Source organism: Kingella kingae ATCC 23330, assembly GCF_900111845.1.
Classification (GTDB): domain Bacteria; phylum Pseudomonadota; class Gammaproteobacteria; order Burkholderiales; family Neisseriaceae; genus Kingella; species Kingella kingae.
The window spans coordinates 1-21,147 of the sequence record NZ_FOJK01000021.1; the positions used below are offsets into that span (position 1 = coordinate 1).

The following is a 21,147-nucleotide window of genomic DNA, read 5'->3' on the forward strand; positions in this document are numbered from 1 at the left end:
GTAAATTTTTCTTGCGATAAATGCCAAGCTGTTTCAAAATAGGTAACAGTCTTGACCATGTTTCATTTGTAAGCGTGTTTCGGGACATGGCAAAGGTTTAGGATGGTTGTGTGGAAACAATATCTTAAATCCTTTGCCTCTTTTTTTGAATTGTCAATAGCCCCTAGCAGCTTCACCAGCATCTTTTAAATCTTGCTCCAAAGATTTTGCAGCATCTTGAAGCTCTTGGCTCATTTTTTGTGCAAAATCGGCAGCGTCCTCTATTTTTTCGCTGGCATTATTAACCATGTCATTATAAATTTCTTGACTGGCTTGATTAAATTTATTCCAGCTTTCTTGTGCATCTTTTGAAAACTCATTTGCTGCACCTTTGGCATCCTGAACAAAGTCATTTATGGAATTTTTGAATTTATCTACACTGTTATTAAAGTCTGCTTTTGTTTGACTATACGCCGCAGAAGCTTTACTAAATATTTGATTAATTTTTATATTTAAATACTGGGTATATGGGTTAAATATTACAGTTTGACTAACATCTGTCACAATATTTTCAGGATCTAAACTTGGTGTTACTAATGAATTAATATTACCTTTATCTAATACATTTAACGCCCAAGTTGCACAATGGCTACCAAAGAATAGGTTATATTGTGGTGGATTTGCTGTACTTTCATTAATATAATTTATCATATTTTGATATTGTTCTTGAGTAAGCGGAATTTTTCCTGTTGTAGCTGAATATTTATGATCAGTATCATCAAAAATCTTTCCATTACCCTGTAAACTATGGCTTGTTTCTGGTGCAAAACCATACCCACGCTTATTTCCATTTTCATCAGTAAGAACAATAAACGTGTGAGGTATTACATCATCTGCAAATGTATCGACCCTAACTTCTATACTATATGCCATAATAATTCTCCTAAAAATTTATCTAAAAATAAATTCAATAGTTGGTTTAGGTTTCAAAAATATTTCTACATATTCCTCTCTACTTTGTTTAAAAAATTCTACATGAATAGTGATATGATATTTTTTATGAAGTAAATAAGCCTGTTGGCTTACAAATGGAATAGAATTTTTACAAAATGAAAAAATAGAAATACTTACTCCTTCTGAATTTTGACTAAACCAAATCTTTTCACAATCTGTTTTTTGATAAATACGCTTATATTCTTTTGCAAACTCCAAACCTACATGATGATAGGTTCTATCTTCACAGCCAGTTAATAGTATTAGTGAAATAAATAAAAAATATGGCAATATTTTGAATTCCATAGAACACTCCTAAATCTGGTTAAGCAAGCGTAGGGTGGGTGCTTGCACCCACGCATTTCAAGTTACTCATTAACTTATCCTTGCAACAGAAATTTTACAAAAATTACCACAATTTAAAATTACGGTCGACAACTTTGAGACTTGTTCTTATTTTTATAATTCTGATACTTCAATCAACTTTCAGGCTGCCTGAAATATCAAAACTATTTAACATTACTGGTTAATTCAGCGTAATCGAGCGTAAATCACGTAAGCGACCTAAACCCTGTAAATTAGGAGCTTTTAATTGTTCAGGAGTTAGCTCTACCGTATCTGTGTAACGGCTATACAAACTGTTGCTAGCAAATTCTACATCGCCCATTTCACTAGTTGTACCATCTATTTTAGTGTAGCTACCAATATGGGTTAAACGGTTGCCATTGCCTAAATCTTTGCTATTTTCTTGATGTTCTAAATTAAGAGATTGAATACCCAATGCTTGTAATGTAAACAATTCATTGGCTTGTGAGATGCCGTCTTGATTGATGTCTTGTCATACTTTCAGGCTGCTAAACAATTCATCTGCTTGATTGATGAGATTATCGTGATTACTGTCTAATTCTGCCAGTGCTGCATAACCATGAGCTGCTGTCGCACCATTAGACAAAACAGAATGGTTACCAAAGATTTCCTTACCGCTATCAATTTTGCCGTTTTTATCCAAATCTAACGCCAAAATACCGTTACCTGCTGCCGTCCAGCCTGTAGCAGTTGCAATACCGTCTGCGTTGTGGTCAAAACGCGCACTGATAGAAGATGGTGCAATGGTTTGAATGCCTTTGCCGTCTAGGTTTAGGATTAAGGGGTCGTAGCCGTGAGCTTTGCCATTTTTATTTAATTGTCTATATCTATAATGGTAAGGATCAAAATTATTACATGGTTTATTGATTGGAAAATTATCTAAACTATCAGAAATTCTTTCTGAATATATGTCATAGTTATCATCAATAAATTTTTTAGCAAGTTCTTCAAAAGTTTCACTGACATCATCAAAAAAATCTTCCGTTAAATATTGCCATGTTTGACCAAGTTCTTGTTCCCCGATATCTCCAAATAAATTATTAAATTCTTCTGTTTTCATTATTCCATCAAGAAGTGCGGATACCATAATTCCAGACGCAACAGCAACTGTTGCTCCCAATGCAATTGGTATTGTAGCTGGCAATAATGATAATGCTGCAGTAGTACCTAAAATCCCAATACCTTTAATACTTGATTTAACAAAATCTTTTGTTTTTGTCTCAGGATTAACTAGACTTTTACCAATTTCATATGTTGCCCCTGCGTATGCAAAACCGTTACCCACATGCTTCATTATTCGCGAGGTCTGTGCATATACATCAGACTTCATTGCTTGACGCATTTCTGGAATTTTATTCTTTAAGATATCTTGACGTATTGCTTTAGCACTATATACTCCTTCTTTTCTTGTTGTAGAAGACGTATATGTTTCTGCCATTTTTAAATTTTTATATAACTTTAACTTTGAATCTATATCAAGTCCTCCAGAACCAATTCCTTTCTCTCCCAAATAATTTAAAAACCCAGGAAGAACATAAGGCGATAAATCTGTAGCTGCTTGGAGACCATAATTGTTATAATAATTTATTATCCATTGTATTGGATCTTCCAATTGATTTTGTGACTTAAAACATACAGAATTTTGACGATTATTGTTCATATATATACCTCATTAATTCTTAATCCAAAACGAAAATAAACATTGTAAAAATAAATGAAAAATCAGGATAATAGTTGAATAAGTTACAGCTAAAGTAATTACCCAAATACCAAAAAAACTCTCTATATTATAGAGATTTAAAACAAATTCATATGGCGTTAGTAACATTAAAAAAGATAACGAAAAATAGGTAATGATTTTTTTCTTGTTAGTTTTAATAGAGTACTCATATTGCATAAGAAAATCTGTTTTTATTTGCATAATCACTACATCATAAAAATATTTTTTTATTTTCATTTTGATGAGAAAAAATAAGCATATTAAAAATAATATTCCTATGATATTTATAATATAAAAGTGATTTTCTTTAAAAAAAAGAATATAAAAAAGTGATTTAATAAATGATACAAAAATAGCGAAAAAGAAAAAAAACGATACCATGAATACATTTATTTAACCTTTTATAAAATTGTCTTAAGAAAGCGTAAGGGTAGGCTTGCACCCACCCATTTCAGGCCACAATCATTTTACTTCTCCCTACATAGAAATTTTACAAAATTTATCATAATTTAAAATTACGGTCAACAACTTTGAGACTTATTCTTATTTTTGTAATCCTGATATTTCAATCAGCTGTCAAGCTGCCTGAAATATCAAAACTATTTAACATTACTGGTTAATTCAGCGTAACCGAGCGTAAATCACGTAAGCGCCCTAAACCTTGTAAATTAGGAGCTTTTAATTGTTCAGGTGTCAGCTCTACCGTATCGGTGTAACGGCTATTTTAGTGTAGCTACCGATTATGGGTTAAACCGTTGCCATTACCTAAATCTTTGCTATTTTCTTGATGTTCTAAATTAAGCGATTGAATATCTAAACTCATTAGAGTATGCAATTCGCTTACTTGACTAATACCATCGCTATTAGCATCTATCCATACTCTTAATTCATTGAATGCCTTATCCAAAGCATTTACTTTACCATCATTGTTGCTGTCTAATTCTGCCAGTGCTGCATAATCATGAGCGGCTGTCGCACCATTAGACAAAACCGAATGATTACCAAAAATTTCTTTACCACTATCAATCTTGCCGTTGTTATCCAAATCCAATGCCAAAATACCATTACCTGCTGCTGTCCAACCAGTAGCGGTTGCGATGCCATCTACGTCATGGTCAAAACGCGCACTGATAGAAGATGGTGCAATGGTTTGAATACCTTTGCCATCTAGGTTTAGGATTAGGGGGTCGTAGCCGTAGGCTTTGTTAGAGCGTGGTAATTTTTTATAAGGGGCTGTCCTAGTTATCTAGGACAGCCCCTTCATTTTTTTGATTTACGCTACTTTGGGTGCAGCAGGTCGCGCAGACGACAACGAGCCCAACACCGTACCGTGTTCATCTTTAATCAAACAAAAACTGACTTCGGCATAAATAAATTCGCCATTTTTATGTAGGGCTTTGGTGCGCGTTGCTTTGCCATCGTGCTTGGTTTTGCCGCTTTGCACCGTAGCATAAAAACCACGCCAATGCGGTGCGCGTAGTTTTTCGGGAATGATAATGTCCAAACTCTGTCCCAAGGCTTCGGCTGCGCTAAACCCGAACATTTTTTTGCTGGCGGTATTCCAAAAACGAATCACGCCTTTTTCATCGGCAAAAATAATGGAATCGGTCATTTGTTCTAACATGGCTTGATAGGCTAACTGGGTCATGGTTGTTCTCCTGTGATGTGTTATCATACAAATAAAGTGCAGGCTGCTTTTGCCCTTTGATACCTAAATCAGCCATTTAGATAAAAAAGCAAAGCAGCCTGCACTTTATATCACAATTACAACGCAGCCAACACCGCATCGCCCATTTGCGAGCAAGAAACCAGTTGGCAACCGTCTTCAAAAATATCGCCTGTGCGGAAACCCTGTTGCAACACTTTTTGCACCGCGTTTTCAATTTGCACAGCACGCGCTTCATCGTTCAAGCTGTAACGCACCAACATCGCCAACGACAAAATGGTCGCCAACGGATTCGCTTTGTTTTGCCCTGCAATATCAGGTGCAGAACCGTGAGACGGCTCGTACAAGCCCTTGCCGTTTTCGTCCAACGAAGCAGACGGCAGCATACCAATCGAACCTGTCAGCATAGACGCTTGGTCACTCAAAATGTCGCCGAAAATATTGCCCGTTGCCATCACGTCAAACTGTTTGGGGGCGCGAACCAACTGCATTGCCGCGTTGTCCACATACATGTGGCTCAATTCCACATCGGGGTATTCTGGGGCGATTTCGTCAAAAATTTCGCGCCACAATTCGGTGGTTTCCAACACGTTTGCTTTGCCTACGCTGCACACTTTTTTGCTGCGTTTTTGCGCGGCTTGGAAGGCAACGTGGGCGATGCGACGGATTTCGCTTTCGCTGTATTTCATCGTGTTGAAGCCTTCGCGCTCGCCATTTTCCAGCACGCGAATGCCGCGCGGTTCGCCAAAATAAATGTCGCCTGTTAATTCGCGCACAATCAAAATATCCAAGCCAGCCACGACTTCAGGTTTCAATGTGGACGCGTTTGCCAATTCTTTGTACAACACGGCTGGGCGCAAATTCGCAAACAAATTCAAATCTTTGCGAATTGCCAACAAGCCGCGCTCTGGGCGCAATGGGCGGTCTAATTTGTCGTATTGTGGCGAACCTACCGCGCCGAGCAACACGGCATCTGCTTTGCGGCACAGGTTTTGCGTAAATTCTGGGTACGGCGCACCAAATTGGTCGTAGGCTTCGCCGCCCAAAGGCGCGTATTCATAAGCCACGTCCAAGCCTTGCTTAATCAGTTTGTCCAACACGCGCACGGCTTCGCGCACGATTTCTGGACCGATTCCGTCTCCGCGTAAAATGGCGATTTGTTTTGTCATTTTTGTTTATCCAAAAAGTGTAGTAAATAAAAAGCAGCCTGCATTTATTTTCAAGCTAGCTACGAAATGTCATTAATTTACATTGTTCTGCATGCAGTGTTGGAAAATGCCTTTTGATAGTTCTTCCGCGATGCTTTTTTGTTCTTCTGGGGGGTATTTAGAACGGTCATTATCGGAAATGGTGTCATAAGCAGTTTCTACTGCTAAATGTGCCAATCTGTTTAATTCTGCGCGTGTTTCTTGATTTTTAGCAGCAGGCAACATTTTATTGACCTTTTTGTTTGATTGACATCATGCCCGAATCTTAAACACCGCCTTGCGAATCATCGCTTCTGTGCCAACCAACGGCGCGTGCGCATCATTTGGGAAAAACAACGCAAATTCGCCCACATCAACCGTTAGCCACGCTGTTGGTTCGCAATCAAAAAATTCGACATCGCGCTGTTCGTTGTAGCCTAAACCATTGTGCAGGCTGCTTTTGTCTATCCAGCCATATTCTTCTGCGCCGCTAATCGGCACTTGAATATCAATGTGATGCGTGTGCCGTTCGGGCTTGGCTTGCTCGCGTGTTCGCATGGGTTCGCTGCCGATAAACAGGCGAATATTCGGGTTATCAATCGGATATTGCCCATCGGGTAAGGCGGCGAAATCCAGCGTTTGCAGCAACGCAATGGCTTGGGCAAAATCGGGGTGCAGCGCGGCATAACGCTGGGCGTTGGCAATGCTATCGTGAATCATGCGGCGCTACCAAACGGTTGTGAACTTGGCAACATCGCTGTTTTTGGGTGCGTCTGGCGAACAGGTTGCCGTGCCAATCATCATCAAGCCGATGATTTTTTCTTTTTCCTGACATGCCATCGCTTCTTTGAGCAGGAGCGAATTGACCCACATGCCCGTAATCCAAACGCTGTCAAAACCTTGTGCTTTGGCGGCAAGCTGAATCGCATAGGCAGAGCAGCCTGCACTCAATTCTTGCTCCCATTCGGGTTTGCCTGCTTTGGGACTGTAAATTACGGCAATCGTCATCGGACTCATTGCGCCAACTCGTTCCGCTTTTTTCATGGCTTCATCGCTAAAATTGAGCTGGGTTACGGTGTCGCGCAACAAGGTTTGAAAGCGTTGTAAACCTGCTTCGCTTTGGATGACCACAAAACGCCATGGGGTCAAATGTCCGTGGTCTGGCACTTGCGTTGCCGCCTGCAAAATGCTGTCTAGCTGCAATTCGTCTGGCGCAGGCGCGGCTAGGGTTTTGGTGGAACGACGTGTGGTCAAAAGGGTTAAGCTATCCATGTTTTGTCCTATTTAGATGATTGAGTACGAATAATATGTTCAATTGCAGCGGTCGCGCAATATAGCCCAAAAGTTGCCGTAACCAGCATGCTCGCGCCATAACCTGCACACGATAAACCTTGTGGCGCGGCGTTGAGGTCGCAAGCAGCCTGCACTTGTGGCGGCGTAATCTGTTCGCGTGAATACACGCATGGTACGCGCATTTTGCCATTTCGTGCAAAGCCATGTTTTTTGCGTAGCGTGTAGCGCAGATTAGACAGCAATGGGTCGTGCGTGGTTTCGCTCAAATCCGCGTTTTCAATCAAGGCAGGATTGCGCTGTCCGCCTGCACCGCCGCTCACAATAAATGCTTGTTTGGTTTGGGTAAAACGCAACACCATCGCGGTTTTGATACGCATTTGATCAATTGCGTCAATCACAAAATCAAATGCAGGCTGCTTGGGGAATAATTCGGGCAAGTTGTCGTCATCAACAAAATCTTCAATTTCGTGTACCGCGCATTCTGGGTTGATTTGTGCGATTCGTTCGTGCAGGGCGCGAACTTTTGCCTTACCAAAATCGGGCGTGAGCGCGTGTAGCTGGCGATTGACGTTAGACACGGCAATATTATCCAAATCAATCAAAGTGATATTGCCGACTCCGCTTCGTGCCAACGCTTCGGCAGCCCACGAACCCACGCCGCCCACGCCCACCACGCAAACGTGCGCTTGACGCAATGCCTGCAAACCCTGTTCGCCATATAAACGCGCAATGCCACCAAAGCGGCGCAAATAATCCGATTGTTCCATAAATCTTCCAAAAAGTGCAGGCTGCTTTTTTGCGCTGCAAAAGAAAAAAATGCCGACAAAGCATACAACATCTATTATACTGCAAAGTACAGGTATAAGCCTGTGCAACCTAACAATGGAGTAATTTATGTATAAACATCTCGTCGTTGCCGTAGATGGCAGCAATACTTCACTGAACGCCCTGCAACACGCTTCTAGCTTGGCTGTGGCAGGCAATGCCCAACTGACTTTGGTAACCGTTGCCAACCCCAGCGAATACATGACGCTCGCCCCCGAATTTTTGCAACACGAAAGCTACGAAGCCGCCGCCATTTCGGGTGGTAACGAAGTGCTTGCCGAAGCCAGCCTTGCCGCCAAAAACGCAGGCGTTGCCAACGTGCAAACACACTTGCTGGTCGCATCGCGCGGCGAAAAAGAAATGGCGCAAGAATTGGTCGATTTTGCCGACACACAAGGCGCAGATTTAATCGTAATTGGCACACACGGTCGCACAGGTTTAATGCACTTGCTGATGGGCAGCTTTGCCGAAACTGTGATGCGTCAAAGCCATTTGCCATTGTTGGTAATTCGCAGTCAAAACAGCGAAGTAAGTGAGTAATTACTCTTGTTATTTTGATACAAAGCAGCCTGCACACGATTCAAAATGCAGGCTGCTTTTGTATTTTAAACTGAAATTTTGCTACCAATCAAAATGCTGAAATTGAAAAAATTCAGAGAAAATGCAAATTTTATTTGACAAGAATGAAATAAAAGTACATAATCCGTCCTGTTCAGTTACGAAATGGGATTGAATATTTCTCCTGCATTTCTCCTTTGTAGACTTCGCGCCTATTCTTTTGAGTAGGCGCGTTTTTTTTGCTCGTATAACGCAAAGCACTTTATTAAAGCCGCAATCTACGTTAAAATTGCGCGTTTTATTTTTAACCAACAAACAAAGAGATATTTTTATGAAAACTGCACAAGAATTGCGCGCTGGTAACGTATTTATGATTGGTAATGACCCTATGGTTGTACAAAAAACCGAATACATCAAAGGCGGTCGCTCATCAGCAAAAGTGTCTATGAAATTGAAAAACTTGCTGACAGGCGCAGCGTCTGAAACCATCGTTAAAGCAGACGACAAATTTGACGTGATTGTTTTGTCGCGCAAAAACTGCAAATACAGCTATTTTGCTGACCCAATGTATGTGTTTATGGACGACGAGTTCAATCAATACGAAATCGAAGCAGAAAACATTGGCGATGCGTTGAAATTCATCGTGGACGGCATGGAAGATGACTGCGAAGTAACTTTCTACGAAGGCAACCCAATCTCTGTTGAATTGCCAACGATTATCGTGCGCGAAGTGGAATACACCGAGCCTGCAGTTAAAGGCGACACATCTGGTAAAGTGATGAAAACCGCGCGTTTGGTTGGCGGCACAGAAATCCAAGTGATGTCTTACGTTGAAAACGGCGACAAAATTGAAATTGACACGCGCACTGGCGAATTCCGTAAACGTGCTTAATATTTAAGTTAAAAGCAGCCTGCACTTTAAAATTGTGCAGGCTGCTTTTTTGTGTGATTTAAACTTCAATTTTATTGGGTGTAAAGGTTTCCCATTTGTTGCAAGCAGGGCAATGCCAAAAATACACTTGCGATTTGAAATGGCAATGCTGACAACGATACATCCATGTTTTTTGCAACTGGCGATTCAGTACACCGCGCATCATGTCGGCATCGGCTTTCCATTGCGAATTTAAATCAGGCATACTCAAACCAATCAGGCGATACATGCCGTTTAAATCGGGTTTGCTGCGAATCAAATCCAGCGCGGTTTCATTGGCAACTGCCTCGCCGTGTAGCAACAAAGATTTGTCGTAAATCACGTTCAAAAAATCAATTTGCGGAAAGGCTTTGGCATAGCCGATTAACACGTCCAAACCAGCCTGCGCTTCGCCCAAGGCTTCGTAGGCATCGTATAGCTTTTCGCCCACCATGGTTAAATAAGCGTAGTTTTGCTTTTCAATCGCGGTGTAGGCATCAATGGCGGAGCGGTAATTGCCTTCTTTTTGGTGTATATCGCCCAGCAATATATTGGCGCGTGTGCATTTGGGATTTGCCAACAAAGCAGCCTGCATTGCTTCTTGCGCGGCATTTAGATTGCCGTGAAAGAATTGATTTTGCCCAATTTCGCAATAAAATTGAGCAATTTCAAATTGATAGGTTTGTTCATCGTGCGCCAATAGTTGTGCGGTGGCAATCGCTTTTTCCCAGTCGCGGTCTTGTTGATAAATGTTCAACAGCCATTCGTTGGCTTGTTTTGCCATATTGCTCGACTGTAATCCCAAAAAAGTTTGCTCGGCTCTATCCACCAAACCCGCACTTTTGTAGTCCAAACCCAGTTCGTATAACACACGTTCGCGTTTTTCGTTTACCGTGTCGGGCGAATCCAGCAAGGCTTTGTGCAGGGCAATGGCTTTGTCGTTTTTGCCATGTTGGCGATACAACTTGCCCAGCGACAAATTCAATTCGTGCGCGTTGTTTTGCATTTGAGCCACTTCGGATAGATAGCGTGCGGCGGCGGTTTTGTTGTCGTTTACCAAGGCATCAACCGCCGAATAGAAATTTTCGGGAACGGTTTTGGCGTGTTTGACCACCGTTTTCATGTCCACACGCGCTGCCAGCCAGCCCAGTAAAAAAAACACAGGCAGCATGCAAATTGGAATCAGCAGCCACCAAATGTCTATATTGTTGTCCATACGATTCCTTATTGCTTGTCAGAAGCAGCCTGCACGGGCGCGGCAATGTCTTGGGTTGCCAAACGAGCAGATTTTTGGACTTCGGCACGCAAACGCGCATTTTCGCTACGCAGGCGCAACAGTCGTCCGAACAAGGCAAACATGCCAAAAATCGCGCCCACGACAAACATACCAAACATCACGACAATTAAAGGCAATTCCATTTGCTGCGATGGCAAATACGAAAACGGCACGCGCTGGAAATTGATTAAGGCAAGAATCAAGAAAAAAATCAAAACAATGGCTTTGATGATTAAATAGAATAACTTCATGATTGCTCCTGTTGTAAAAAAGTGCAGGCTGCTTGCGCTGCAAGACGTCAAAATTGCCGTAAGTGTAAACGATTTGGGGCAGATTTGATACTTGTTTAATCGTTTTGCGCGTGTATAATCGCCCACTTTCCCTTTAACTTGAACCACTCAACACATAGAAAGAGATATTATGAGCGCACCCATTCTCGCTACGCCTTTATCTGACCGCGATGGCAAAATTTGGTACAACAACGAAATGGTCGATTGGCGCGATGCCAAAACCCACGTTTTAACGCACACTTTGCACTATGGCATGGGCGTATTTGAAGGCGTTCGCGCGTATGACACGCCCAAAGGCCCAGCGATTTTCCGTTTGCAAGACCACACCAATCGCTTGTTCAATTCTGCCAAAATTGTGGGCATGGATTTGCCGTTTACCAAAGAACAAATCAACCAAGCACACATCGATGTCGTCAAAGCCAATGGTTTGAAATCGTGCTACTTCCGTCCAATGGCGTTTTACGGCTCACACAAATTGGGCATTGCCCCCAAAGCTGATGACGTGCAAGTGATTGTTGCCGCTTGGGCATGGGGCGCGTATTTGGGCGAAGAGGGCTTGCGTAAAGGCATTCGCTGCAAAATCAGCAGCTTCACGCGTCATCACCCCAACATCACCATGATTAAAGCTAAAGCCAATGGCAACTACATGAACTCCATTATGGCGAACACCGAAGCGCACCAAGGCGGCTATGATGAAGCGATTTTGTTGGACGCAACAGGCTATGTTGCCGAAGGTTCGGGCGAAAACATTTTTGTGATTAAAGACGGCGTGATTTACACCCCTGCGCTGGACGTGGCTTTGGACGGCATCACACGCCGCACTGTGATTGAAATCGCCACCGAAATCGGCATCAAAGTGGTAGAAAAACGCATCACACGCGATGAATTGTATATTGCAGACGAAGTGTTCTTTACAGGTACAGCGGCAGAAGTAACGCCAATTCGCGAAATCGACAACCGTCAAATCGGCATTGGCGAGCGTGGCGCAATTACCACCGAAATCCAAAAACGCTTTTTTGATATTGTGGAAGGACGCAATCCTGCGTATGAACATTATTTGACGTATGTAGGTTAATTTATCCATAAACAAAGTGCAGGCTGCTTTTCTGGAAATGGAACAAGCAGCCTGCACTTTGTTTATTCGCTATAAAACTCAATCGGCAAATCGTCTGGGTCACGGATAAAAAAGAACGATTTATAGTGAATTAAATTTAGATTAGTACCGCGTTGCCAACTCCCTTATGTACTAGCTGTACAAGGCGGTCGTTGTCGCCTTGTCCTAATCTAAATTTAATCCACTATATCAAAAGTAGCCTGCACATTCAGTAAACAAAATGTGCAGGCTGCTTTTTAATCAACAACAATCAACGCCGATTATTTGTCTTTCACTTCTTCAAATTCCGCGTCCACAATGTCATTGTCTTTTTTGCTGCTGCCAGACGCTGCGCCCTGTGCTGCTTCGCCTTGTTGTGCTTGCTCTTGCGCTTGGGCATACACGATTTCGCCCAATTTTTGGCTGGCTTTACCCAATTCTTCGGCTTTGGCATCAATCGCGGCTTTGTCGTCGCCTTTAACCGCTTCTTCGGTATCTTTCAACGCCGCTTCAATTTTTTCTTTTTCAGCAGCTTCTAATTTGTCGCCGTGTTCTTCCAAAGATTTTTTAACTGAGTGAATCAAGGCTTCGGCTTGGTTGCGACTTTGCACCAATTCGTGCAATTTTTTGTCTTCTTCGGCATTGGCTTCCGCGTCTTTAACCATGCGTTCGATTTCTTCTTCGCTCAAACCAGATGAACCTTGAATCGTGATGTTTGCCGCTTTGCCTGTGCCTTTGTCTTTTGCCGAAACGTGCAAAATGCCGTTTGCGTCAATGTCAAAAGTTACTTCAATTTGTGGCATACCGCGTGGTGCAGGTGCGATGTCGCCCAAGTTGAATTGACCCAACGATTTGTTTGCCGAAGCGCGTTCGCGTTCGCCTTGCAACACATGAATGGTTACGGCTGGTTGATTGTCTTCCGCTGTGGAGAACACTTGCGATGCTTTGGTTGGAATCGTGGTGTTTTTCTGAATCAACTTGGTCATGATGCCGCCCATGGTTTCAATGCCCAAAGACAACGGCGTCACGTCCAACAACAACACGTCTGTGCGACCGCCGCCCAACACTTCGCCTTGAATCGCTGCACCCACGGCAACCGCTTCATCAGGGTTCACGTCTTTGCGTGGTTCTTTACCAAAGAAGTCTTTAACCGCTTCTTGTACTTTTGGCATACGAGTTTGACCGCCCACCAAAATCACATCATCAATATCAGACGCGCTCAAACCAGCGTCTTTTAAGGCGATGCGGCAAGGCTCAATCGAACGTGTAATCAAATCTTCCACCAAAGATTCAAATTTCGCGCGTGTGATTTTCAACACCAAGTGTTTCGGGCCAGTCGCGTCCATTGTGATGTATGGCAAGTTGATTTCGGTTTGCTGACCGCTAGACAACTCAATTTTGGCTTTTTCTGCGGCTTCTTTCACGCGTTGCATTGCCATTGGGTCATTTTTCAAATCAATGCCTTGCTCTTTTTTGAACTCGTCAATGATGAAATTGATGATGCGTTGGTCGAAGTCTTCGCCGCCCAAGAATGTGTCGCCGTTGGTTGCCAACACTTCAAACTGTTTGTCGCCGTCCACGTCCGCGATTTCAATAATCGAAATATCGAACGTACCGCCGCCCAAGTCGTAAACTGCGATTTTGCGGTCGCCGCCTGATACTTTGTCCATACCAAACGCCAAAGCTGCTGCGGTTGGCTCGTTGATGATGCGTTTAACGTCCAAACCAGCGATGCGACCTGCATCTTTGGTGGCTTGACGTTGGCTGTCGTTGAAGTAAGCAGGCACGGTTACGACCGCTTCGGTTACTTTTTCGCCCAAATACGCTTCGGCAGCTTCTTTCATTTTACGCAACACTTCGGCAGAAATTTGTGGCGGAGACAATTCTTTGCCTTGTGCTTTTACCCAAGCGTCGCCGTTTGAAGATTTAATAATCTCAAATGGCATGGTTTCAATGTCGCGCTGAACTTCTTTGTCTTCAAATTTATGACCGATTAAGCGTTTTGCTGCGTAAATCGTGTTTTTTGCGTTGGTTACGGCTTGACGTTTAGCGGGTGCGCCAACCAGTGTTTCGCTGTCGGTGTATGCCACAATCGATGGTGTGGTGCGCGCACCTTCTGCGTTTTCAATCACTTTAATCGTGCCGTTTTCAGAAATCGCCACGCATGAGTTGGTTGTGCCCAAGTCAATACCAATTACTTTTGCCATTGTTTTTGCTCCTAAAAATAGTCGTGTTTCTACGGATGTTTACGAGTGCAGGCTGCTTTTGCCTACGATGCTTGGCAAGATAAGGCTGGCTGCTGTCTTTTCAAGTAGAAATGGTACAAAAAAACTCTAGTTTTTTGTTTATATTGAATTAAATTCAAGCCATCACTGCGTTGCCAACGCCTTTATGTACGATTTGTACACGGCAGGCGTTGTCGCCTTGTGCTGACTTAAATTTAATTCACTATATATACAAAAAAGCAGCCTGCACTTGTTAAACAAAAAGTGCAGGCTGCTTTTTATGTTGATTTAATTGGCTGTGTTCGCATATCAACGAAAAATTAAAACACAACCATTTAATTAAACGGCAAATTATTCATCATCGCCAAAATCAGGCGCATTGTCATCATCGTCAGCCGAAATGCTTTCGATAGCCGATGGATTGTCGCTCACCAATTCGCGGATTTTTGCCGCAATTTCGTTGGCGATTTCAGGGTTATCTTTCAACCATTGGCGCACGTTGTCTTTGCCTTGACCGATTTTGTTGCCCTCGTAGCTAAACCACGAACCCGATTTGTTAATCACGTCCAAATCTGCGCCCAAATCAATCAATTCGCCCTCCCAGCTAATGCCTTCGCCATACAAAATGTCGAATTCAGCCATGCGGAACGGTGGCGCAACTTTGTTTTTAACCACTTTGACTTTGGTTTCTTTACCAATCGCTTCGCCATTTTTCTCGATTTTGGTTGTGCCAGAAATATTCAATCGCACAGACGCATAGAATTTCAACGCGTTGCCGCCTGTTGTGGTTTCTGGATTGCCATAGCTCACGCCAATTTTCATGCGCGTTTGGTTGATGAACACCGCCAGCGTGTTGGTTTTTTTGATGTGTCCTGCCAGTTTACGCAAGGCTTGGCTCATCAAACGAGCGTGCAAACCAACGTGGCTGTCGCCCATGTCGCCTTCAATTTCCGCTTTGGGAACAAGTGCGGCAACCGAATCAATCACGACCATATCCACACCGCCCGAGCGCACCAACATATCGCAAATTTCCAAAGCTTGTTCGCCTGTGTCGGGTTGCGATACCAACAATTTTTCGACTTCTACGCCCAATTTACGCGCGTAAATAGGGTCAAATGCGTGTTCTGCGTCAATAAACGCACACGTTCCGCCTGCTTTTTGGCATTGTGCAATCGATTCCAAACATAAAGTGGTTTTGCCCGATGATTCTGCGCCGTAAATTTCCACAATACGACCACGTGGTAAACCGCCCACACCCAAGGCAATGTCCAATGTGAGCGAACCTGTGGAAATGACTTGCAATTCTTCGTCTTGGTGGCTGCCGTCCATTTTCATGACTGCGCCTTTGCCGTAGTTTTTCTCAATTTGTGCCAAAGCAGCCTGCAATGCGGTGGCGCGTTCGGCTTCGGTGGTGGGGCGGTTTACGGATACTTTGTCTTTGCTGGATTTTTTTTCTGCCATGATTTTGTTCTCTGCTGTTGAATAAAAAAAGTGGGCGCATTATCGCATAATCAAATGCAGGCTGCTTGGTTTTGTCTGCACAAAAAAACAGCAACCCGAAAGTTGCTGTATCAAGTGATAAAAGGAATAAAAATGAAAAACAGATAAAAACTAGCGTTCCACCACAATAGATGAAGACAAGCTTGTATGTGTATTGCCTGTGTTTGCACCCAAGAAAGACGATGCTAAATCAGCACAACAGCCACAGCAAGTTGCTACGCCCAGTTGGTCTTTCAAATCGGTTAAGGAAGACGCGCCAGCAGCAACGGCTTCTTTGATTTTGTGGTCAGTAATCGCATTGCAGATACATACAAACATAATCATGTCTCCCTAAAAACAAACGATAGTAAATATCTGTTGCTAATGATATTGTCTTTCATTTGTTTTGGCAATAGGGGAAAGTAAAATTTTAATATAGATATTTTCCTTTATTGACCGAATTTCACTACAATGCCGTTTTTATTTCCAAGCAGCCTGCACTTTTTAATTATGTTTTTTTCTGATTCTCAACTCAGCGCATCTTTGTTGCACAACTTAAACAACGAACAATTGTCTGCCGTAACTTATCCACCACAGTCGGTGTTGGTGTTGGCTGGCGCAGGTTCGGGCAAAACGCGCGTGCTAATAACTCGCATTGCGTGGCTGTTGCAAAACGGCATGGCAAGCGTACACAGCATTATGGCGGTTACGTTCACCAACAAAGCCGCCAAAGAAATGCAAACCCGTTTGGGGGCGATGTTGCCGACCAATCTCCGTGCCATGTGGCTGGGGACGTTTCACGGTTTGTGTCATCGTTTTTTGCGTTTGCATTACCGCGATGCCCAGTTGCCACAAGCGTTTCAGATTTTGGATAGCGCAGACCAGTTATCGCTCGTTAAACGCCTGCTCAAACAGCTTAATGTTGCCGAAGAAACGCTTGCACCGCGTGTGCTGATGGGCTTTATCAACGCGCAAAAAGAAAGCGGTTTACGCGCAAGCAGCCTGCACGCCAGTAATCCATACGAAAAAACGCTGATTGAATGCTACGCGGAATACGAAGCGATGTGCCAACGCGAAGGTGTGATGGATTTTGCTGAACTGATGTTACGCAGCTACGAAGTGTTGCAGCGTAACCCAGCCTTGCGCCAACATTATCAACAGCGGTTCAACCACATTTTGGTGGACGAATTTCAAGACACCAACAAATTGCAATATGCGTGGCTCAAACTGATGGCAGGCGAGCAAACGGCGATTTTTGCGGTGGGCGATGATGACCAATCTATCTATCGTTTTCGTGGCGCAAATGTGGGCAATATGACGGCGTTGATGCGCGAATTTGGCATTGAGCAGCCGATTAAATTGGAGCAAAACTATCGTTCTGTGGGGACGATTTTGCAGGCTGCCAACGCAGTCATAGAAAACAACGATGAACGCTTGGGCAAAAATCTGCGTACCGATGCCGAGTTGGGCGACAAAATTCGCTTTTTTTCGGCGTTTAACGATTTTGAAGAAGCGGAATTTATCGTACAAGAAATCAAAAATTTGCAGCGCGATGGCTGGTCGTTGGAGCAAATGGCGGTGTTGTATCGCAGCAACGCGCAATCGCGTGTGATTGAGCAGGCGTTGTTCAAAGCCGCTGTGCCATACAAAATTTATGGCGGATTGCGATTTTATGAGCGGCAAGAAATCAAACACGCGCTGGCGTATTTGCGCTTGGCGGTGAACCCCGATGACGACAACGCTTTGTTGCGCGTGATTAACTTTCCGCCGCGTGGCATTGGGGCGCGAAGCATTGAAGATTTGCAACACGCCGCGCAGCAACAAGGCACGTCTTTGTGGCAAGCAGCCTGCACGCAAGGCAAGGCAAAAGTGGCGGCGTTTGTGCAGTTGGTTGAGCGTTTACGCGAGCAAGTGGGCGTGTTGGAGCTGCCCGAAATCATGCAAAATATTTTGGACGACAGCGGTTTATACGCGCATTATCAATCGCAAAAGCAGCCTGCGGAACGCGAACGCACCGAAAACTTGGACGAATTGATGAACGCGGTGCATTACTTCAAACCCGAAGACACGGCATTTGAAAACTTGCCTGAAAATGCGTTGGACAACCCAGAATTTCCGATTTTGGCGTTTTTGAGCAATGCGGCATTGGAAAGCGGCGAAATGCAGGCTGCTTCTGGGCAACAAGCGGTACAGTTGATGACAGTTCACGCGGCAAAAGGCTTGGAATTTGACGCGGTGTTTTTGAGTGGTTTGGAAGAAGGGCGTTTCCCCAGCGAATTGAGTTTGAAAGAACAAGGCGGTTTGCAAGAAGAGCGGCGATTGATGTATGTGGCGATTACGCGCGCGCGCAAACGCTTGTATTTGACAATGGCGCAGCAGCGTATGTTGCACGGACAAACGCAATTTGGCACGACTTCGCGTTTTGTTGATGAAATTCCTGTGGAATTGCTGCATTTTCTATCGGCAAACCAAAAAAGCAGCCTGCACACTTGGCGCGAGCCGTTTGCAGCAAACAAAAAGCAGCCTGCACATTCAATCCCAAGCTCAAACACATTGTTTGATGGCTACGAATTGGGGCAAAATGTGCGCCACGAAAAATTTGGCACAGGCGTGATTATTGATGCGGTAAACAAAAATGGCAGCGCACGGCTGACGATTAACTTTGGCAAACAAGGGATTAAGGAATTGGATTCGGCGTTTGCGAAATTGGAGAAGTTGTGATTGATGTGGGCTGTAAGGTGGGATTTATCTTACCGAGTTTATTTAAGTTACTCCGTTGCTTAACGTATCTTGAATAAACACGCTACTTTGTTTACAATACACCGCTTTCTTGCAGCGCATATACCTGAAAGCACGGAACATAAATCAACAAAAATTTATGTTGCGTGTTTTTTTTCAACCATAAAAAGCAGCCTGCACAAAAACCTTATTTTAAAAATCAGGAGTTCTCAAAAAATGTCTATTCCAGCCTTACTCGTACTTGCAGACGGCAGCGTTTTTCACGGCACATCAGTCGGTTACAACGGCAACACATCAGGCGAAGTCGTGTTCAATACCGCCATGACAGGCTATCAAGAAATCCTGACCGACACGTCTTACACCAAACAAATCGTAACGCTAACCTATCCCCACATCGGCAACACAGGCGCAAACCGCGAAGACGTGGAAAGCGACAAAATCCGCGCGGCTGGCTTGATTATTCGCGATTTGCCCTTATTGCACAGCAATTTCCGCGCTGAAGAAAGTTTGCAAGAATACTTGGTTCGCAACGAAACCGTTGCCATTGCCGACATTGACACGCGCCGTTTAACGCGAATTTTGCGCGACAAAGGCGCACAAGCTGGCGCAATCTTGACTGGCGACAACGCAACCGTTGAACAAGCGCAAAAATTGATTGCCGAATTTGGCAGCATGGTAGGTAAAGATTTGGCAAAAGAAGTAACCTGCTCAATGCCTTACGAATGGAAAGAAGGCGAATGGGCTTTGGGTGAAGGTTTCAGGCAGCCTGAAACGCCATTGCACGTTGCCGTGTACGATTTTGGCGTGAAAACCAATATTTTGCGAATGTTGGCGCAACGCGGTTGCCGCTTAACCGTTTTCCCAGCACAAACCCCAGCGGCGTATGTGTTAGCAAGCAATCCAGACGGCGTATTTTTGTCCAACGGTCCAGGCGACCCAGAGCCTTGCGATTACGCCATCAATGCAATCCGCGAAATTTTGGCAACCAAAAAACCTGTGTTCGGGATTTGTTTGGGACATCAATTATTGGGTTTGGCGAGCGGCGCGAAAACCAGCAAAATGCCATTCGGGCATCATGGCGCAAACCACCCTGTACAAGAATTGGCGAGAGGTAGAGTGATGATTACCAGCCAAAATCACGGCTTCCAAGTTGATGAAAACACGCTGCCTGAAAATGTACGCGTAACGCATCGTTCGCTGTTTGACGGCACGGTGCAAGGCATTGAATTGACGAATCAAAGCGCGTTCAGTTTTCAAGGACACCCCGAAGCCAGTCCCGGTCCGCATGATGTCGGTTATTTGTTTGATAAATTTGTTGCTAATATAAAAGCAATAAAAGGGTAAGTTTGTGTTTTATTTTGATGTTGCACTGAAATTGTTGCTGGGTTTTTTGGCATTGATATTACTGATTAATTTAACAGAAAAGTGGAATCTTGCCCCTGCATCTGCAAGCGATCAAGTGCAAAATTATGTATTAGGTGGTATTGTTGGTGGCGTTATTTACAATCCTGATATTACCGTTTTAGAGTTTATGTTGATTTTAATCATTTGGTTGATGTTAGTCTTATCACTGCGATGGTTGAAAAAGCATAATAATTTAGTCAAACGATGGGTTGATGGTGAACTAGTTGTACTGGTTTCAAAAGGATAAATTGATGTCAAATCCATGAAGCAAGTGGGCTTATCAGCACATGATTTGTCTTTTAAATTGCGTATGCAAAGCATCTACTCAATCAAAGATGTAAAACAAGCCATTTTGGAACAAGATGGGCAAATTATCATTACATCGTTTAGCGAAACCAATCCCAAATATTCTTTGGTTACCGATGGTGTGATTGTGCAAACGACATTGGAAATGATTGATAAAGATGAAGATTGGTTGCTTGCTGAATTAAAATCACAAGGAATTGAAGATGTTAGCAAAATATTCCTTGCTGAATATAATGATGGAAAAATTGCCATAACCAAACAAGAAGATTAATCCAATATTTTTACACTACTCTAAGAAAGAAAAGAATTTTTTATGAAATTAACTGAAAAACAAATGCGCATATTGTCTATTGCCGCTACGATTATGGCAGTGGGTATGTATGTATCCTATATTCCACAAATTCAAGCGAATTTGGCAGGCAACAAAGGCGCACCTTTGCAACCTTTGGTGGCAGCGATTAACTGTACCTTATGGGTGGCATATGGCTTACTTAAAGAAAAACGCGATTGGCCTGTGGCATTGGCTAATGCACCTGGTATTGTGTTTGGCTTGATTACATTTATTACCAGCTTTTAAAAATCATACCGATTTCATGCCAGTCAAATACTGGCCGGTCTTACTCACCACTATTAACATAAGGATTGACCCTATGAAAAAGGGTGGCGCCCTGAAAAGTGTGCTGTAAAAAAATAAGCAATAAAAAAGCAGCAAAAACAGAGTATATTTGAGTGTGTGAAAACAGAAATAACTCTAACTTGTCCTCGCTGCCAAGGACAAAATATAAAGAAAAATGGCTACTCTTGCAATCGTAAACAAAAATATTTTTGCAAAGATTTT

General features: G+C 43.4%; 23 protein-coding genes and 2 pseudogenes. 9 read left to right on the top strand and 16 right to left on the bottom strand.

Annotation, left to right across the window (positions count from 1 at the left end; all coding sequences use genetic code 11):
* From BQ5809_RS10755 to BQ5809_RS05720, 11 genes and pseudogenes are all read right to left on the bottom strand, one after another.
* Nucleotides 1–88: pseudogene (locus BQ5809_RS10755) on the bottom strand (IS5/IS1182 family transposase); the annotation flags it as partial.
* Between the two features lie 65 nt (nucleotides 89–153).
* On the bottom strand, nucleotides 154–912 hold the full coding sequence (locus BQ5809_RS05670) for a hypothetical protein (RefSeq protein ID WP_003785329.1): 759 nt from the start codon (nucleotides 910–912) through the stop codon (nucleotides 154–156).
* Nucleotides 913–930: 18 nt separating this feature from the next.
* Nucleotides 931–1,278, bottom strand: coding sequence for a hypothetical protein (locus BQ5809_RS05675; RefSeq protein WP_003785334.1), 348 nt, complete (start codon nucleotides 1,276–1,278; stop codon nucleotides 931–933).
* 238 nt (nucleotides 1,279–1,516) lie between these two features.
* Nucleotides 1,517–2,149 (bottom strand): annotated as a pseudogene (locus BQ5809_RS05680) (iron-regulated protein FrpC); the annotation flags it as partial.
* A 1,642-nt stretch (nucleotides 2,150–3,791) separates the two neighbouring features.
* On the bottom strand, nucleotides 3,792–4,109 hold the full coding sequence (locus BQ5809_RS05690) for a hypothetical protein (RefSeq protein WP_003789318.1): 318 nt from the start codon (nucleotides 4,107–4,109) through the stop codon (nucleotides 3,792–3,794).
* Between the two features lie 222 nt (nucleotides 4,110–4,331).
* On the bottom strand, nucleotides 4,332–4,706 hold the full coding sequence (locus tag BQ5809_RS05695; protein ID WP_003785339.1) for a PAS domain-containing protein: 375 nt from the start codon (nucleotides 4,704–4,706) through the stop codon (nucleotides 4,332–4,334).
* 116 nt (nucleotides 4,707–4,822) lie between these two features.
* On the bottom strand, nucleotides 4,823–5,893 hold the full coding sequence (gene leuB, locus BQ5809_RS05700) for a 3-isopropylmalate dehydrogenase (protein ID WP_003785340.1): 1,071 nt from the start codon (nucleotides 5,891–5,893) through the stop codon (nucleotides 4,823–4,825).
* A 72-nt stretch (nucleotides 5,894–5,965) separates the two neighbouring features.
* The gene (locus tag BQ5809_RS05705; RefSeq protein WP_003785341.1) at nucleotides 5,966–6,157 is read right to left on the bottom strand and encodes a hypothetical protein; all 192 of its coding nucleotides are present in this window, start codon (nucleotides 6,155–6,157) and stop codon (nucleotides 5,966–5,968) included.
* Between the two features lie 27 nt (nucleotides 6,158–6,184).
* Nucleotides 6,185–6,631 carry a NanQ anomerase/TabA/YiaL family protein gene (locus BQ5809_RS05710; RefSeq protein ID WP_003785342.1) on the bottom strand — a complete coding sequence of 149 codons (447 nt, stop codon included), beginning with the start codon at nucleotides 6,629–6,631 and terminating at the stop codon, nucleotides 6,185–6,187.
* 6 nt (nucleotides 6,632–6,637) lie between these two features.
* Nucleotides 6,638–7,183: a nitroreductase family protein gene (locus BQ5809_RS05715; protein ID WP_003785344.1), complete on the bottom strand. Its 546-nt coding sequence runs from the start codon at nucleotides 7,181–7,183 to the stop codon at nucleotides 6,638–6,640.
* An 8-nt stretch (nucleotides 7,184–7,191) separates the two neighbouring features.
* The gene (locus tag BQ5809_RS05720; RefSeq protein ID WP_003785346.1) at nucleotides 7,192–7,971 is read right to left on the bottom strand and encodes a tRNA threonylcarbamoyladenosine dehydratase; all 780 of its coding nucleotides are present in this window, start codon (nucleotides 7,969–7,971) and stop codon (nucleotides 7,192–7,194) included.
* Between the two features lie 127 nt (nucleotides 7,972–8,098).
* Here BQ5809_RS05720 and BQ5809_RS05725 point away from each other — a divergent pair, with 127 nt between their 5' ends.
* Nucleotides 8,099–8,569 (top strand): universal stress protein, encoded by a 471-nt coding sequence (locus BQ5809_RS05725; RefSeq protein ID WP_003785348.1) that lies wholly within the window; start codon nucleotides 8,099–8,101, stop codon nucleotides 8,567–8,569.
* 349 nt (nucleotides 8,570–8,918) lie between these two features.
* On the top strand, nucleotides 8,919–9,479 hold the full coding sequence (efp, locus tag BQ5809_RS05730) for an elongation factor P (RefSeq protein ID WP_003789334.1): 561 nt from the start codon (nucleotides 8,919–8,921) through the stop codon (nucleotides 9,477–9,479).
* A gap of 58 nt (nucleotides 9,480–9,537) precedes the next feature.
* Here the strand turns inward: efp and lapB are convergent, their stop codons facing one another.
* Both lapB and BQ5809_RS05740 read right to left on the bottom strand, forming a co-directional pair.
* Complete coding sequence (gene lapB, locus BQ5809_RS05735; RefSeq protein ID WP_003785351.1) at nucleotides 9,538–10,713, bottom strand: lipopolysaccharide assembly protein LapB; 1,176 nt, start codon at nucleotides 10,711–10,713, stop codon at nucleotides 9,538–9,540.
* Nucleotides 10,714–10,721: 8 nt separating this feature from the next.
* A complete protein-coding gene (locus BQ5809_RS05740; RefSeq protein ID WP_003789339.1) occupies nucleotides 10,722–11,024 on the bottom strand; it encodes a LapA family protein in 303 nt (100 codons plus the stop codon).
* A gap of 169 nt (nucleotides 11,025–11,193) precedes the next feature.
* On the opposite strand from BQ5809_RS05740, the gene BQ5809_RS05745 reads away from it, so the two are divergent.
* A complete protein-coding gene (locus tag BQ5809_RS05745) occupies nucleotides 11,194–12,138 on the top strand; it encodes a branched-chain amino acid transaminase (protein WP_003785353.1) in 945 nt (314 codons plus the stop codon).
* A gap of 299 nt (nucleotides 12,139–12,437) precedes the next feature.
* On the opposite strand, the gene dnaK is transcribed toward BQ5809_RS05745, so the two are convergent.
* The 3 genes from dnaK to BQ5809_RS05760 all read right to left on the bottom strand — a co-directional run bounded on the left by dnaK (nucleotide 12,438) and on the right by BQ5809_RS05760 (nucleotide 16,199).
* The gene (gene dnaK, locus BQ5809_RS05750) at nucleotides 12,438–14,363 is read right to left on the bottom strand and encodes a molecular chaperone DnaK (protein WP_003785354.1); all 1,926 of its coding nucleotides are present in this window, start codon (nucleotides 14,361–14,363) and stop codon (nucleotides 12,438–12,440) included.
* Nucleotides 14,364–14,732: 369 nt separating this feature from the next.
* Entirely contained in the window at nucleotides 14,733–15,842 is a 1,110-nt protein-coding gene (gene recA / locus BQ5809_RS05755; protein WP_003785355.1) for a recombinase RecA, read from the bottom strand.
* Nucleotides 15,843–15,992: 150 nt separating this feature from the next.
* Nucleotides 15,993–16,199 carry a bacterioferritin-associated ferredoxin gene (locus tag BQ5809_RS05760; protein ID WP_003785358.1) on the bottom strand — a complete coding sequence of 69 codons (207 nt, stop codon included), beginning with the start codon at nucleotides 16,197–16,199 and terminating at the stop codon, nucleotides 15,993–15,995.
* A 171-nt stretch (nucleotides 16,200–16,370) separates the two neighbouring features.
* On the opposite strand from BQ5809_RS05760, the gene BQ5809_RS05765 reads away from it, so the two are divergent.
* From BQ5809_RS05765 to BQ5809_RS11560, 6 genes are all read left to right on the top strand, one after another.
* Nucleotides 16,371–18,581 carry a UvrD-helicase domain-containing protein gene (locus BQ5809_RS05765; protein WP_003785360.1) on the top strand — a complete coding sequence of 737 codons (2,211 nt, stop codon included), beginning with the start codon at nucleotides 16,371–16,373 and terminating at the stop codon, nucleotides 18,579–18,581.
* A gap of 234 nt (nucleotides 18,582–18,815) precedes the next feature.
* A complete protein-coding gene (gene carA / locus BQ5809_RS05770; protein ID WP_032827584.1) occupies nucleotides 18,816–19,943 on the top strand; it encodes a glutamine-hydrolyzing carbamoyl-phosphate synthase small subunit in 1,128 nt (375 codons plus the stop codon).
* Between the two features lie 4 nt (nucleotides 19,944–19,947).
* A complete protein-coding gene (locus BQ5809_RS05775; protein ID WP_003785363.1) occupies nucleotides 19,948–20,250 on the top strand; it encodes a DUF421 domain-containing protein in 303 nt (100 codons plus the stop codon).
* On the top strand, nucleotides 20,251–20,580 hold the full coding sequence (locus BQ5809_RS05780; RefSeq protein WP_331250424.1) for a DUF421 domain-containing protein: 330 nt from the start codon (nucleotides 20,251–20,253) through the stop codon (nucleotides 20,578–20,580).
* Between the two features lie 42 nt (nucleotides 20,581–20,622).
* Complete coding sequence (locus BQ5809_RS05785) at nucleotides 20,623–20,886, top strand: SemiSWEET family transporter (protein WP_003785368.1); 264 nt, start codon at nucleotides 20,623–20,625, stop codon at nucleotides 20,884–20,886.
* A 156-nt stretch (nucleotides 20,887–21,042) separates the two neighbouring features.
* On the top strand, nucleotides 21,043–21,147 hold a 105-nt coding region (locus BQ5809_RS11560; RefSeq protein ID WP_420911738.1), incomplete at its 3' end, for an IS1 family transposase.

What these genes read in the sequence shown, in the direction of transcription:
- BQ5809_RS05720 (WP_003785346.1), bottom strand. Translation starts at nt 7,971, where the DNA reads ATGGAACAATCGGATTATTTGCGCCGCTTTGGTGGCATTGCGCGTTTA.
- BQ5809_RS05725 (WP_003785348.1), top strand. Translation starts at nt 8,099, where the DNA reads ATGTATAAACATCTCGTCGTTGCCGTAGATGGCAGCAATACTTCACTG.
- BQ5809_RS05675 (WP_003785334.1), bottom strand. Translation starts at nt 1,278, where the DNA reads ATGGAATTCAAAATATTGCCATATTTTTTATTTATTTCACTAATACTA.
- BQ5809_RS05760 (WP_003785358.1), bottom strand. Translation starts at nt 16,199, where the DNA reads ATGTTTGTATGTATCTGCAATGCGATTACTGACCACAAAATCAAAGAA.
- BQ5809_RS05705 (WP_003785341.1), bottom strand. Translation starts at nt 6,157, where the DNA reads ATGTTGCCTGCTGCTAAAAATCAAGAAACACGCGCAGAATTAAACAGA.
- BQ5809_RS05745 (WP_003785353.1), top strand. Translation starts at nt 11,194, where the DNA reads ATGAGCGCACCCATTCTCGCTACGCCTTTATCTGACCGCGATGGCAAA.
- BQ5809_RS05695 (WP_003785339.1), bottom strand. Translation starts at nt 4,706, where the DNA reads ATGACCCAGTTAGCCTATCAAGCCATGTTAGAACAAATGACCGATTCC.
- BQ5809_RS05740 (WP_003789339.1), bottom strand. Translation starts at nt 11,024, where the DNA reads ATGAAGTTATTCTATTTAATCATCAAAGCCATTGTTTTGATTTTTTTC.
- BQ5809_RS05670 (WP_003785329.1), bottom strand. Translation starts at nt 912, where the DNA reads ATGGCATATAGTATAGAAGTTAGGGTCGATACATTTGCAGATGATGTA.
- BQ5809_RS05715 (WP_003785344.1), bottom strand. Translation starts at nt 7,183, where the DNA reads ATGGATAGCTTAACCCTTTTGACCACACGTCGTTCCACCAAAACCCTA.
- dnaK (WP_003785354.1), bottom strand. Translation starts at nt 14,363, where the DNA reads ATGGCAAAAGTAATTGGTATTGACTTGGGCACAACCAACTCATGCGTG.
- efp (WP_003789334.1), top strand. Translation starts at nt 8,919, where the DNA reads ATGAAAACTGCACAAGAATTGCGCGCTGGTAACGTATTTATGATTGGT.
- carA (WP_032827584.1), top strand. Translation starts at nt 18,816, where the DNA reads ATGTCTATTCCAGCCTTACTCGTACTTGCAGACGGCAGCGTTTTTCAC.
- lapB (WP_003785351.1), bottom strand. Translation starts at nt 10,713, where the DNA reads ATGGACAACAATATAGACATTTGGTGGCTGCTGATTCCAATTTGCATG.
- recA (WP_003785355.1), bottom strand. Translation starts at nt 15,842, where the DNA reads ATGGCAGAAAAAAAATCCAGCAAAGACAAAGTATCCGTAAACCGCCCC.
- leuB (WP_003785340.1), bottom strand. Translation starts at nt 5,893, where the DNA reads ATGACAAAACAAATCGCCATTTTACGCGGAGACGGAATCGGTCCAGAA.
- BQ5809_RS05785 (WP_003785368.1), top strand. Translation starts at nt 20,623, where the DNA reads ATGAAATTAACTGAAAAACAAATGCGCATATTGTCTATTGCCGCTACG.
- BQ5809_RS05710 (WP_003785342.1), bottom strand. Translation starts at nt 6,631, where the DNA reads ATGATTCACGATAGCATTGCCAACGCCCAGCGTTATGCCGCGCTGCAC.
- BQ5809_RS05765 (WP_003785360.1), top strand. Translation starts at nt 16,371, where the DNA reads ATGTTTTTTTCTGATTCTCAACTCAGCGCATCTTTGTTGCACAACTTA.